We start from the raw sequence: 12248 nt of genomic DNA, 5'->3' as shown, positions 1-12248 counted from the left end.
TGAGCCGGCTAACTTATCACCGTTTGAACGGGATGTGCGAGAGCGGCTCAACGCAAAGCGATGCGCGATGCAAAACCGCCGCCACATGCGGGCACACCCGCTGCATTTCGTCCGTCGAATTGTGCGACACTAGGGCCACCCCGAAATGGGGCAACCGCGCGATCAACTGCGGATCGTCCCGATTGATGCGGTGAGAAGTTGACTGTCCAGGTGAAATGCTCGACACGTTCTGCCGACGTTCGTCCATGTAAGCCGTCGGCTTGTCCAACCGCGCATCATTGCCCCGATTCGGAGTCCACTATGTCCGTGTATGTCCTGGCATTGTTCATCGGCATCATCGCCGGCCTTCGCGCGATGACCGCTCCCGCCGCCGTCAGTTGGGCGGCTTATCTCGGATGGTTGCCGCTGGCGGGAACCTCGCTCGCATTTCTCGGTTTCAAGGCCACGCCTTATATCTTCACCGTCCTCGCTGTCGTCGAACTGATTACGGATCAATTGCCGGAGACGCCGAGCCGCAAAGTGCCGATGCAATTCGGCGCGCGCGTGATTCTCGGTGGCTTGAGCGGCGCGGCGATCAGCGGCGCTCACGGCGGGCTTGCCGGCGGCTGGATTGTCGGCGCGCTCGGCGCGGTGGTGGGTATCGTCGGCGCGGTGATCGGCACGTTCGGCGGTGCGACCGTGCGGGCTGCGATGGCGCGAACCTTCGGTCGGGATGCGCCCGCCGCGCTGATCGAAGACGTGGTGGCGGTGGTCGGCGCGGCGTTGATCGTGGTGTCGCTGCACGGGTTCTGAAGCTTGTCGGCGACTCAGTCGTCGCTTTGCGCCGCTGCGGGTGCCGCGCCCGCCGGGCTGATGTGGCGATGCAGCGAAGCGCCATGCGCCTCGCTGCATCGATTGACTGACTGGCCCTTGTGATGCGTCAGTGGGCGGTCGCCTGCTTGATGACGGCCTGGCTCGCCGCGGTTGCCGTTCCACCGGCAGCGGGAACCAGCTTGCCTTGCACCAGCAGACCCAACGTCTTCACCACCAGGATACCGACAATCACATTCGCCGCGATGAACAGAGCCGGCGCGGCCCATTCCACCGGACCCGTCGCGCCTCGTTCGACCATCCGCAGAGCCATTGTCGGCAATGCGGCTACGCCGAAACTGAAGGCCCAGTAGCCAGGCACGAAAGCCTGCTCGCGAATCCACGGCAGCAAACGCAACAGCATCAGCGCCTGATACAGACCATAGCCGAGCAGGATCATCGCGAACAGATCAGGCGTGCCGCTGGTCAGGCTCAGGTAGGTCACGCCGCCCACTACGGGCGGTGCGAGTTGCACGCCGAGAATCGGGCGCAGTGCGGCGGGCAGCGGTTCATGAACGGCCGCGCGATGCAGCACCATCGATTCGATCGCGAGCCACGACAACAGCCCGGCCCCGAAAAACAGTTCGCCCAGTTGATGGAATCCGAACGCAGCCGCCGCCGTTCCCGCGACAAAGCTCGGCGCGACTGTCGGCAGATAAATGGCCGGGGTGGTCATTTCGGGCTTGCGTCCGCCTTGCCAGAGCCGTCCGTGCAGATACGCGCCGAGCGCCAGTTGCGCGATCACGGAGACGACGAATAACGTGAGCGCGGCAGTCCGGGCATACGGTTGCAGAAGTTGCGCGGCCAGCATGCTCGACACCGGCCCGAGCGCCGCAAACGACGATTGCACCGGATGCTGCATTTCCGCACGGGCCGTGGCGGCGTCGGTCAGCCACTTGTGCCCGTACGCGGCCAGAACGACGAGCCACACAGCGAGCGACGCGACCGTCAACAGGGTTCCCACCTCGGCGGGCAGGTGCCATACCCTGATCGCCACCCGCCACAAGTTGGCGAACGCCAAAGCGCCCACCGCGATCCCGAAGAAAGCAACTGGAATCGAGCCACGATTGCTGTTCATCACCGAGTCCTCCGAAAGTTGCGACGCGCTCCGAAGTTCTGGCCGTGCGCGATCGATGAGCTACTTTAAAAGCCGGCAGCTAATCGGAGAACGCTGGAAAAGCTCGGGAAATGGCGCGATCGTCTCAACGTGAGAGCGCCCAGGTTGGCCGCGTTCGCAGGCGGTGGGATTCGCGATTCGTGAAGCGGGATGCAGGAAAGCGAGGGATGCGCCGATTTCCGGCACGACTTCAATAAGAAGATGTTCATCAGCCATGCCGGTCTGCAATGAAGAAGACCGGCACGGCTGTCGCGTGCTTCGTCAAGCTTCCATGCGCTGAAGCATGGCGAGCAGTTCGTCGAATGAAAGCGGCTTGCGCGCGTAAGCGATATGAGGATTCGGCTGCACGGGAATGTCCGAAGCCGCGCTGCACAGGATGATCGGAATGGCGCGCAGATCGGGATCGGCGTACAGCGCAGCGCACAGTTGCAGCCCCGACATGATCGGCATCATGCAATCCGACACGATGACGTCGGGCCGGGTCTTGCGTATCTGTTCAAGCGCGGCGGCCCCGTTCGACGCCGTCAGCACCGTATAGCCGTGCCGCTCCAGCAGCAGCCGCCATACGGTGAGTATGTCGAACTCGTCGTCCACAACCAGAATGGTTTTCATGAGGGGCTACGTCGTCCGTCGCGCCGGCAGCGTGGCCGACAGGCCCAGCGCCAGATGCGTACCGGCAGCGCTGCCCGGACCTTCGATCACGTCGAGACCGTCGGACGAAATCACCAGCTCCCGCAGCGAGGTGTCGTGAGCACTTTCGCGTTGCTTGACGACGGAGATCATCCGCCGCAAACCCGCATCCGATTCGGCATAGCGCAGCAACACGAGGTTTTCGGTCAACGCGGAAACCCGCACGCTCTTCGCATGGCCGGGGTCGGCGTAAAGCGGCAACTCTTCGGTTAGCAACGTGGTGACGGCAGCCTCGCGCAACTGGTGCAGCAGCGCGTTCAGGAACAGGCCGAAACGCTCGGTGCGCAACGCGGAGTCGCGAAAACCTTCCACGCCGTCGATCACGATCCGCGACGCGCCGATGCGCTTGACCGTGGCGAGCGCGGTAGCCGCGAGTTCGTCGACAGCCAGTTCGATCGCCGGCTGCCATTGGATGACGAGGCGGCCGTCCTCGTAAGCATCGGTCAAACCGATCGAGACCGCTTCCGCTTTGCCGATCAGCCGCTGCAGTCCTTCGTAAAAACCGAGGTACAGGCAGCGCTCGCCGCGCGCCACGCCCGCCGCGAGAAATTGCAGGCAGAGCAGGGTTTTGCCGACACCGGACGGCCCGATCAACGTAGTCGTCGATCCTTGCGCAAAACCGCCGCCCAGCAGATTGTCGAGATGCGGCAGGCCGAAGCCCAGACGCGTTTTCAGATCGACCGGACCTTGCGGCACCGCGCCTTGCGCTTCGAGGCGCGGGAACATCAGCAGGCCGGTTTCGGCGATGCGGAAAAAATGCTTGCCCATCAGATGGTTGCGCGCGCGCATCTTGTGCACTTCGATCTCGCGGGCGCGGCGCATGCCGTCGTTGTAACGGTTCAGCTCGATCAGGCCGTCGACGAGCGTGTGTTCGGGATGCGGCTCGTTGCCGGAGAGCGGCGCGAGCAGCAGCGTGGTGCAATCCATCGCGGCGACCAGCGCATTCAACTCGTGGATGAACTTCGATAGCGACAGTTCGGTTTCGCTGAATTCGCGCGCGCTGCGAAAGCCGTCGATGATCATCAGGCTCGGGCGGTAGTCGTAAATGCTTGACGCGATCAGCTTCAGGAAGCCGTCGAGACCGTCCTGCATCAGCTCGTGATAGCCGGACACGAACAGCATTTGCTGCGCGACCGCTTTCTCGTCGAAGAAGCTGAGGCCTTTCAGATGCCCCAGCAGCTTGTCGTGCGATTCCGCGATCAAGGTCATGTACAGCACCTTCTCGCCCTGGCTTACACGATGAAAACCGATCTGGCTCGACAGGATTGTCTTGCCCGCGCCGGCCATCCCTTCGAGCAGATAGACGCCGCCGCGCACCAGCCCTCCGCCCAGGATCTCGTCGAAACCAGGTACACCCGTCTCCACGTTGGAGCGCGCCGCGTCAGACCGCATCGCGCCAGGCCGGGAAGACGTCTGGGATTCGTGGTTCGTCATTGTAGATATGTCATTCAAAGTGCCGGAAAACGACGGCCTGGCCCCAAGCCGTCTGGTGCTAAAACAAACTACGATAGCAATTGGCGTTCCCGCGATGGAGCGGCGGCGCTCGCCGTGACCGGATGCGGGAGATTTTATCCGGGCAGACGGCGCTTGGCGATCCGGCGGCGTTGGCGGGCGTGATCGTGCAGGGCTGGGCTGGCGCTTGAATCAGCGGCGGCGCGCGACGCGTTGAAACCCGGCCGACGGGAGGCAGCGCGGACTGGTTGTCATCGTGGGGTGAAAACGTTTCGCCGTATACAATTCGGCTGCGCCTGATTTCGAGCCATTTTTGTGCTGGCTCCTGCCTAACATCGACCTGAACCATTCCATGCCGAATCCGACCCGGGCCTTCCTTCTCGGCCCGCTCCTGAAAGGCGTTTCACGCTCCTTCTATCTCACGCTGCGCGTATTGCCCGCGGGCATGCGCGACCCGATCGGCCTCGCATACCTGCTCGCGCGCGCGGCCGACACGATCGCCGATACCTCGCTGATCCCGCCCGAACAACGTCTCGCGTTGCTGTTGTCGCTGCGCGATCGGGTGAACGGCGCGACGGACGACGACGCGCTGTTTCAACGCATGGCCGCCGAAGTGGCGGGTCAGCAGAATCAGTCGGACGAGAAAGTCCTGCTCGAATCGCTCGGACCCGCGCTTGACGTGTTGATGCAGCTGAGCGAAACGGATCGCCAGGCAGTGCGGGAAATCGTGTCGACGCTGACCGAAGGCATGGAGTTCGATCTGCGCACTTTCCCCGATGAGCGCTCCGGCCAGATCGCCGCGCTGCACGAGTACGACGAACTGGATCGGTACACGTATCTGGTCGCGGGCTGCGTCGGCGAGTTCTGGACCACGATGACTTACGCGCATCTGCCGGGAACGTTGAAAGAAGTACCCGACACGATGTCGCGTCGAGGGGTGCGTTTTGGCAAGGCGCTGCAGATGACCAACGTGCTGCGGGATTGCGGCAAGGACCTGCGGATCGGCCGCTGCTATCTGCCGCAGAGCATGCTGGATCGGGCCGGCCTGAGCGCGCAGGATCTGTTGCTGCCCGCAAACTCGATGCGCGCGCGGCCGCTGATGGTCGAACTTTTGCGCAAAACACTCGATCATTTCCGCGAAGCGCTGGACTATACGCTGGCGATTCCGGCGTTTTCCATCCGCTTGCGGCTCGCCTGTTTGTGGCCGATTCTGATTGGTCTTGAAACGCTTTTGCTGCTCGTGGATAACGACGCGTGGCTCGATCCGCAGAAAGTGTCGAAGGTACGGCGCAATCGCGTGTATGGAATTATCGGGGCGTCACTGCTGATGGTGCCGTCGAATGCAGTGGTGCGCAGCGCGATCGAGAAGAAGATCGCGCAGATCGAAGCGCGCTTTTAAGCGTGGTTTTGAGCACTGAGGCGCGCGCTGTTTTAATGACTCGCGCTGTGTATCGAAATTGGCTGTTCGGGCAGAAAACGATGCACGTGCAAGCAGATTCGTATCGATTTCGGCGTACTACGGGTAAAACCTGATCCATACGTCGCAGAGCGAATCGCGCCGCACTTGAGGCGATTTGATCCGCATCACTGCCTAACTATTAATCGGGAAACCCCTAGGACCAGGCATCTCCGGTTCGCGTTAGTCTCTTCTAAAGAGGAGGCGAACCATGAGACAAGCGTTCAATATTGCCGTTGTGCTGTTGCTCGGTTATCTGATGGCTGATCGAGCCTTGATGCGCGCGCAGGCTGGCGAAGTAGGGACGATAACCTGCCACCAGGGCGCGAAGATGGTGAAGTCGGACGCGTTGAAGAAAGGTTTTGGGGACGTCGGGGCCAGCAGTCAAGGAGAAAATTTCCTGTCGAACTGCCTTGTCACAGGCCGTGGTCAGGTGGGCCAACTGGTCGCGCGCGACTGACGCGGTGACGGGCTCGCTAACAAGGGCGCCGCAGTAGAGCGCCGCGAGCAGGATTATCAGGGCTGCAAATCAGGGCCGAAAAAAATTATCCGGCGCTAACGAGCGCTGTGAAAAAGCGCCCGGACCGCGAAGGCCCGGGCGAAGTCATCGGTAGCCGATGACGGAGGTAAGCAATACACAACTGGCCCGCGATCGGAGAAACCCGGTCGCGGGCCAGTTTGTTTTATGTCTGGTCGCGCGTCTGTCGACGCGCTGAGATGCACATTCGCGCTTCACTTCCGGCGCTTCGTGCTTGCGGTTCTTACCGCTTGAACGCTAGTTGCAGTGCAATTAGCTTTCGCGACTATTTACTGGCCGAAGTAAATCGACTTCTGACCGTTCGCCTGAACGGCATGGCCGGATTGCGACGAACCACTTGCCACACCGCCGAAGCCGCTTTCGGCTGCTTGTGCAGTACCGTTCTGAACGTTCACACGAGCTTGCGCTGCTTGAATGTCAGCGGGGTAATGCGGGCTGGAAATGCCCGGGTGATAACCGGCTTTCTCGAGTTGAACCAGTTCTGCGCGAACTTGTGCGCGGGTCACCGGCTGGTTCGATTGAGCGAACGATGCAACAGGAGCGGCCAGCACGGCAGCGATAACAACAGCTTGAAGAAGCGATTTCATTTTGAACTACCTCCAGTTCGATTTTTTGTCTTGCTGCGAACGTTGTTGTTCGTAGTCAGTGATTGCATTGTAGTTTTGCAAACTGGAGAGAGTAATGACCTATTCAGGGAAGGTTTGTTGTTAAATTTGAGACAAAGGCGCTGGGTGAGAAAAAGCGGGCGCTTGGGGAAATTCAGGGCCGTAGCGAATTTATCGCCGGCATTTGCGGTGCAGCAGTTTTGTCAGGTGGTCGTTCGAATAGAAAAGGATCGCTAAGCATTCTGTCTGCTCCGCATGCCGTCGGACGTTTACGCGTTCATGCGGCAAGCGGAGCGATTCGAGTTGAATCAGCAGCCGGATAATTCAGGTTCCACAGCGAAGAGAAGTTCATTTACCCGTTCTAAAACACCGGTCTTTTTCCATTCGGTATACCGCAAGTAGCAGGTTTGTTGCGGCGGGAATGTTGCGGGAAGCCGATGCCATTTTTCCTTTTGTTGTTGCACCCAAAGTATCGCGTTGAGAATCTCACGATTGCTACGTCGAGGTCGTCCGCGAGTGGACGGTAATTCGGGAAAAAGGCCTTCAACGCGAGCCCAGTCAGTGTCGGAGAGAGGAATTTCTAGCATTGGCTGAATCGTGACTGTTTTGGTGACTATTGAAGAAATTTGCAGTCGTTGTTGCTGCGTTTTGCGGATACTAGTCAATCTTTTTTAAGCGGTCAAATGCAATTGTGCGGCGTTATCAGGTAAAAAATCCTGTGCGATATGGCGCGTTTTTTGGGTAACAGTGAGCGTTCCCGTCTCAACTTTGAGATGTTCCGTTACGTCACGGCGTGGAGCTACGTAACGTGAGCGAAACGCAAACGTTTGGCGAGAAAGGGTAACGCAGCAACCGATTCGCGAATAAGTCGTGAACCGCAATGTAGACGGCACTTTCAGCGAATTAAGCGTGCGCTCCGTGGCTAAATTGCGCCGACTGGCACGACATGTGCGTAGGTTGGCCGGGTTAAAAGAAATCGCCATTTGCCATGCACACCCTCGACTATTCCAGACACGTCTCGCTCGCACGCTCGTTCATCATGCCGACCGTCGAAAGCGTTGCCAACGATCCACAAATCTCCAGCGATCCGTCGATGGGACTCAGCGAACTCGAAAGCCGGGTATGCGACGGCTTGCGCGCAGGCGAATTTCATCTCGTGTTTCAAGGTGCTTATCGTACGAATGATGGCGCACTGGCACGGCTCGAAGCGCAGGTTCGCTGGGCGCATCCCGACTATGGGCTGCTGCTTCCCGGCATCGTCAATATGCCGCTTGAGAACCCGCAAGTTGCGCGTGAAATGGCGGCTTTCGTCGTCGATAGCGTATGCCGTGAATTGCGTGCATGCCTCGACGCAAACCTGCCGATGCAGCCGGTTGCGATCACAGTGCCCGCGCAAATCGCGTTGCTCGATTCGTTCGCCGACGATCTCGCGCGCGTGGCTGAGTCTTACGGCGTACCGCTCGATCTGTTTGAAATTGAAGTGACCGATAGCGCTGAAGCGGCAAAATTGCTGACCTTGCGCACGCTGACCGAGGGTCTTCGCGATGCGGGCGTCGGTTTGTCGCTGGGCAAGTGGGGGAGTGGGGCGTCGTCGCTGGCGCTGCTGGGCGCGCTCGATGTGGACACCATCACGATTGCGCGCGAATTGATGAGCGCGGTGCCGCGCGACAAGCGCGCGTGTGCGGTGATGGCATCGTTGCTGGACCTGCTGCATTCGCTGGGAATGCGGGTAGTGGTCGACGGTGTGGATACGAAGGAACAGTTGCAGTGGTTGAGCAAGTGGCCCGATGCGCTGGCGCAGGGATTTGTGTTTTCGCGTCCGCAGGCGGGGTTGAGGAAGGCGGTGGCGTAAGCCATAGTCCGTTACGTAACGTCGCCTGGAGGCGTGGTAGCTCGATGCATTCCTCTGCATCGAGCTTTTTGTTTTCAGGTGTACCGCAGTCGAATGCGAATCGCTGTTTGCAGGCGCAGGAAAATAACGCGGGCGTTGAATCGGGCTACATCATTCGATAAGCCCGCGTGCTGCTCAAAAGACGCGCGACAGCTTCGCTATCAACCCATTACGCGCAATCCACTCTGCGTACGCGCGATAGTCCGGGTCGTTCATCAAGTGCTTTTCCTCGGTTTTCGCGCGCACCAGATACAGCAGATTCACCGCCACCAGCGACGCGCAATGCATGATCGCCACCTTCCATCCCAATGGTTCGATGAACGGCACCGAGATCATCCAGTACGCCAGATTCTTCGTGATATACGCCGGGTGCTTCGTAAATCGATAGGGTCCCGAAGTAATAATCCCGCGATTGGTCAGGTTGGAAAACCGCAAGCCGAACGAGATCGTGGCGAGCGCATAGCACAGCAGCAGCGCGACGATCACCGCGCCCCACGCGATCCGCACGAGCGGCAGCGAGATCAGCCAGTTGTCCCAGAACACCGAGCCTTCGTAGTGAATGTACTGGTTTGAAATCAGCGACCAGAACGGCTGATAACAGATAAGCGCAACCAGCCAGCCGAGCGTGGTCGGCTCCGCGCTGCGTACGTGGCTGTCGAGAATACGAAAGGTGCATAGATAGCCGACGGTGCCGAACATCAGGTCCATTGCAAACGACAGGTCGTACATGAAGCGGAACGACGCGAGCGAGAACGGCGCGTCGAGCGCGGTTGTCAGCGATGCATTGAGATGATCCGCGTTGGTCGACAGGTAGACGGTCATCAGCGGCAGAAAGAACGCCTTCACCATCCAGCCCGCCAGCATTTCGCGCACCGGCTTCCAGTTCGACGGGCGCTCTCCGCGAAACAGCAGGCGCGCCCATACGAGATACGCGTCGTCGGTCTCCCGCTGACGCCGGTCCATCCACGCAAAGTAAAACGGCGCGGCGACGGCGACGTACGGTGCAAGCGTGCGGATCAGCGACCAGAACGGGTCGTAGAACGCGCCGTGATATTCGGGCAATAGCCAGTAGAGCAGGCCGATGCCGGCATAGATCGAAGCCAGTGCGCCCAGCCGCAAACCGACGCGCGCAATGCTCAGCGGGCGCAGCGCGGTGCTCGCGAGCCCGGCGCTCGGGCGCAGATAGACGCGCGCGACAAAAAGCTCATAGGCGGCGATGGTCGCGATGATCGCGAGACTGGCGATCGTGCCGCGAGTCGCACCGTTCAGTGCAGGCGTGTCGCGCAGCAGCCAGAGTGAGAGCAGGCCGGCTGCGATGCCGAGCAGGCCGACCGGAAACGGCGTGGCCGAACGCGGCCGCGGATCGTGGATGGGCGCGACGGTTTCGAAAGTGGAGTTCATGTCATCCTCGTAGTCATGACACTGAGGCGGCCGGGCTGTTGATTTTTTGACGCCCGGCCGCTTTATCGAAGTAACGCTTTGATGTGATGCCTATTTGCCCGCTGCCGTGACGCCGCCGAGCAATCCGCCGACCAGGTTCGTCACCGGCGCGAGCGGGTTCTTGCTGGTCGACGTGTTGCCGGTGCCGCTCGCGGTGCCACCCGTGAGGCCGCTGATGAGCGTGGTCAGCGGATTGGACGTCGAGCCGTTTTGCGTCGTGGTCGTCGTGGTGCCGCTGCCTGCGGTTGCGCTGATACCGCCGGTGACGGTCACCGTCAGCGAGCCGACCAGATTGACGACCGGCGCGAGCGGGTTGGTCGTGCCTGTGGCGCCGCCCTTGCCGAGCAGGCCCGTGATCGGGCTGAGCAGGCCGCCGAGGCCGGTCGTCCCGCCGGTGCTACCGGTGCCACCCGTCCCGCCGAGCGAGCCGAGATTGCCGAGCAGGCCGGTCAACGGCGGAATCGAGATCGCGCCGCCGCTGCCGCTGCCGGTGCCGCCCAGTCCGCCGAGTACGCCCGTGAGCGGCGCGAGCGGGTTGGTCGTCGCGCCGGTGAGCAGGCCGCCCGTGCTGGTGACCGTATTCCCCAACTGGCTCACGATTCCCCCGACATCCTTGCCGAGCTGATTACCGGTCGCGCCGGACACCTTCGCGCCAGCCGAACTGAGTCCGTTGCCGAGCGTGCCGAGCAGGTTGTTGAGCGGCGCGCCCAGTCCGGTGGCGTTACCGATCGTTTGCGTCGTATTGGAGACGGTGAGGGTAATCGGGTTGATCGCCGAACTGAGTTGCGTCTCGATCTGCTGAACGGAGCCGCTGGAGAGCGCTTTGTTCAGCCCCGAGCCGACCGCGATGACACCCGAGCCGACTCCGCCGACGACGCTGCCCAAGGTCGATGTCACCGGTGCGAGCGGGGCGAGGGGGCCGCTGCCGAGGCTCGTCACGACGCCGCCGACGGCCTTGACCGCAGAGCCGGCATCCGAGACGACGGTGGAGGTGGACGTCAGCGTGGGTCCGAGCGGATTGGCCGAGCTGCCGAGCGTGCCGAGACCGGCGACTGTACCTGCGCCCAAGGCTTTCACGCCGTTGCCGAGATCGGTGACGGCGGTGCCGAGGTTGGCCGTCGTCGCGCCGTTGAGGCCGGGGACCGATGTGCCAGTGACCTTTGTGCCGGTATCGGAGACGGTGGTGCCCACGGCGGTGATGAGATTGCCGGCGTTGGTGAGGATGTTGCCGAGTGGGGTGGAGGAGGTGCCTGAGGTGCCTGAGGTGCCTGAGGTGCCTGAGGTGCCTGAGGTGCCTGAGGTGCCTGAGGTGCCTGAGGTGCCTGAGGTGCCTGAGGTGCCCGAAGTACCCGAGGTGCCCGAAGTACCCGAAGTACCCGAGGTGCCCGAAGTACCCGAAGTGCCCGAAGTACCCGAAGTGCCCGAAGTACCCGAGGTGCCCGAAGTACCCGAGGTGCCCGAAGTACCCGAAGTGCCCGAAGTACCCGAAGTGCCCGAAGTACCCGAGGTGCCCGAGGTACCCGAGGTACCCGAGGTACCCGAGGTACCCGAGGTGCCCGAAGTACCCGAAGTACCCGAAGTACCCGAGGTGCCCGAAGTACCCGAAGTACCCGAAGTGCCCGAAGTACCCGAAGTACCCGAAGTACCCGAAGTACCCGAAGTACCCGAAGTACCCGAAGTACCCGAAGTACCCGAAGTACCCGAAGTACCTGACGTACCCGAGGTGCCCGAAGTACCCGAAGTACCCGAAGTACCCGAAGTACCCGAAGTACCCGAGGTGCCCGAAGTACCTGAAGTGCCCGAAGTACCCGAAGTACCCGACAAATTACTCCCACCTAGCCCGCTACTCGGCGTCGTAAGCGTGGACCCGCAGCCATAGAGCGCGAGTAACGTAGATGTCGCCACCGCGATGGCTGTCCGACCGGCAAATTTTTGCATGATGTCCCCGTTGAACGACTGTTGATGGGGACATCAATGCAAATTGCACGCCAAACGTGTTTTATAGCGTCGATTTATCGATCGGCAAACAGATATTCGGAGAGTAATAAAAAGTAAGGAATATTCAGCGTGGAAAACCGCTTTTCGCGAGTGGCGGTGATGCCATGTTCCACGCCGTGCTACGTAACGTTCGAGTTATGCGTAACGGTGTAAAGCCGCCATCCCCCGGTCAGCGGCTCCCATCCAGAAACGCAGCAACGAAACCCGGCAAC

13 protein-coding genes are annotated in these 12248 nt (G+C 61.0%); 5 read left to right on the top strand and 8 right to left on the bottom strand.

What is annotated here, in order from left to right:
- Positions 1-300 precede the first annotated feature (300 nt).
- Positions 301-792 (top strand): DUF4126 domain-containing protein, encoded by a 492-nt coding sequence (locus tag ABH945_RS19660; protein ID WP_429251621.1) that lies wholly within the window; start codon positions 301-303, stop codon positions 790-792.
- A 127-nt stretch (positions 793-919) separates the two neighbouring features.
- Here ABH945_RS19660 and tehA read toward each other — a convergent pair whose 3' ends face one another.
- Genes tehA through ABH945_RS19640 form a run of 4 tightly spaced genes read right to left on the bottom strand, consistent with a single transcriptional unit; the run spans position 920 to position 4090 of the window.
- A complete protein-coding gene (gene tehA, locus ABH945_RS19655) occupies positions 920-1927 on the bottom strand; it encodes a dicarboxylate transporter/tellurite-resistance protein TehA (protein ID WP_429251620.1) in 1008 nt (335 codons plus the stop codon).
- A gap of 60 nt (positions 1928-1987) precedes the next feature.
- Positions 1988-2182, bottom strand: a complete 195-nt coding sequence (locus tag ABH945_RS19650) for a hypothetical protein (RefSeq protein ID WP_429251619.1) — start codon at positions 2180-2182, stop codon at positions 1988-1990.
- A 45-nt stretch (positions 2183-2227) separates the two neighbouring features.
- On the bottom strand, positions 2228-2578 hold the full coding sequence (locus tag ABH945_RS19645; protein ID WP_074770522.1) for a response regulator: 351 nt from the start codon (positions 2576-2578) through the stop codon (positions 2228-2230).
- Between the two features lie 6 nt (positions 2579-2584).
- Positions 2585-4090, bottom strand: coding sequence for an RAD55 family ATPase (locus ABH945_RS19640; RefSeq protein ID WP_429251618.1), 1506 nt, complete (start codon positions 4088-4090; stop codon positions 2585-2587).
- Between the two features lie 370 nt (positions 4091-4460).
- Here ABH945_RS19640 and ABH945_RS19635 point away from each other — a divergent pair, with 370 nt between their 5' ends.
- Positions 4461-5507 carry a phytoene/squalene synthase family protein gene (locus ABH945_RS19635; RefSeq protein ID WP_429251617.1) on the top strand — a complete coding sequence of 349 codons (1047 nt, stop codon included), beginning with the start codon at positions 4461-4463 and terminating at the stop codon, positions 5505-5507.
- A 268-nt stretch (positions 5508-5775) separates the two neighbouring features.
- Positions 5776-6024, top strand: a complete 249-nt coding sequence (locus ABH945_RS19630) for a hypothetical protein (RefSeq protein ID WP_429251616.1) — start codon at positions 5776-5778, stop codon at positions 6022-6024.
- Between the two features lie 347 nt (positions 6025-6371).
- Here the strand turns inward: ABH945_RS19630 and ABH945_RS19625 are convergent, their stop codons facing one another.
- Positions 6372-6689, bottom strand: a complete 318-nt coding sequence (locus ABH945_RS19625; protein ID WP_074770518.1) for a DUF4148 domain-containing protein — start codon at positions 6687-6689, stop codon at positions 6372-6374.
- Between the two features lie 326 nt (positions 6690-7015).
- Entirely contained in the window at positions 7016-7294 is a 279-nt protein-coding gene (locus tag ABH945_RS19620) for a transposase (protein ID WP_143026377.1), read from the bottom strand.
- Between the two features lie 401 nt (positions 7295-7695).
- Here ABH945_RS19620 and ABH945_RS19615 point away from each other — a divergent pair, with 401 nt between their 5' ends.
- Positions 7696-8559 carry an EAL domain-containing protein gene (locus ABH945_RS19615; protein ID WP_429251615.1) on the top strand — a complete coding sequence of 288 codons (864 nt, stop codon included), beginning with the start codon at positions 7696-7698 and terminating at the stop codon, positions 8557-8559.
- 174 nt (positions 8560-8733) lie between these two features.
- Here the strand turns inward: ABH945_RS19615 and ABH945_RS19610 are convergent, their stop codons facing one another.
- Positions 8734-9999, bottom strand: coding sequence for an isoprenylcysteine carboxylmethyltransferase family protein (locus ABH945_RS19610; protein ID WP_074770516.1), 1266 nt, complete (start codon positions 9997-9999; stop codon positions 8734-8736).
- Positions 10000-10089: 90 nt separating this feature from the next.
- Positions 10090-11229: a collagen-like triple helix repeat-containing protein gene (locus tag ABH945_RS19605; protein WP_429251614.1), complete on the bottom strand. Its 1140-nt coding sequence runs from the start codon at positions 11227-11229 to the stop codon at positions 10090-10092.
- Here ABH945_RS19605 and ABH945_RS19600 point away from each other — a divergent pair.
- A complete protein-coding gene (locus ABH945_RS19600; protein ID WP_429251613.1) occupies positions 11141-11917 on the top strand; it encodes a hypothetical protein in 777 nt (258 codons plus the stop codon). The genes ABH945_RS19605 and ABH945_RS19600 overlap by 89 nt on opposite strands.
- Positions 11918-12248: the final 331 nt, after the last annotated feature.

The sequence above is a fragment of the Paraburkholderia sp. GAS333 genome (genome assembly GCF_050435665.1).
Taxonomy (GTDB): Bacteria; Pseudomonadota; Gammaproteobacteria; order Burkholderiales; family Burkholderiaceae; genus Paraburkholderia; species Paraburkholderia fungorum_A.
Note: the sequence above shows the minus strand (reverse complement) of the source record. Positions and strands in the feature narration are given on the sequence as shown.

Excerpts from the sequence above, each read along its gene's own strand:
- ABH945_RS19660 (WP_429251621.1), top strand. The coding sequence starts at position 301 with ATGTCCGTGTATGTCCTGGCATTGTTCATCGGCATCATCGCCGGCCTT.
- tehA (WP_429251620.1), bottom strand. The coding sequence starts at position 1,927 with ATGAACAGCAATCGTGGCTCGATTCCAGTTGCTTTCTTCGGGATCGCG.
- ABH945_RS19650 (WP_429251619.1), bottom strand. The coding sequence starts at position 2,182 with ATGGCTGATGAACATCTTCTTATTGAAGTCGTGCCGGAAATCGGCGCA.
- ABH945_RS19645 (WP_074770522.1), bottom strand. The coding sequence starts at position 2,578 with ATGAAAACCATTCTGGTTGTGGACGACGAGTTCGACATACTCACCGTA.
- ABH945_RS19640 (WP_429251618.1), bottom strand. The coding sequence starts at position 4,090 with ATGACGAACCACGAATCCCAGACGTCTTCCCGGCCTGGCGCGATGCGG.
- ABH945_RS19635 (WP_429251617.1), top strand. The coding sequence starts at position 4,461 with ATGCCGAATCCGACCCGGGCCTTCCTTCTCGGCCCGCTCCTGAAAGGC.
- ABH945_RS19630 (WP_429251616.1), top strand. The coding sequence starts at position 5,776 with ATGAGACAAGCGTTCAATATTGCCGTTGTGCTGTTGCTCGGTTATCTG.
- ABH945_RS19625 (WP_074770518.1), bottom strand. The coding sequence starts at position 6,689 with ATGAAATCGCTTCTTCAAGCTGTTGTTATCGCTGCCGTGCTGGCCGCT.
- ABH945_RS19620 (WP_143026377.1), bottom strand. The coding sequence starts at position 7,294 with ATGCTAGAAATTCCTCTCTCCGACACTGACTGGGCTCGCGTTGAAGGC.
- ABH945_RS19615 (WP_429251615.1), top strand. The coding sequence starts at position 7,696 with ATGCACACCCTCGACTATTCCAGACACGTCTCGCTCGCACGCTCGTTC.
- ABH945_RS19610 (WP_074770516.1), bottom strand. The coding sequence starts at position 9,999 with ATGAACTCCACTTTCGAAACCGTCGCGCCCATCCACGATCCGCGGCCG.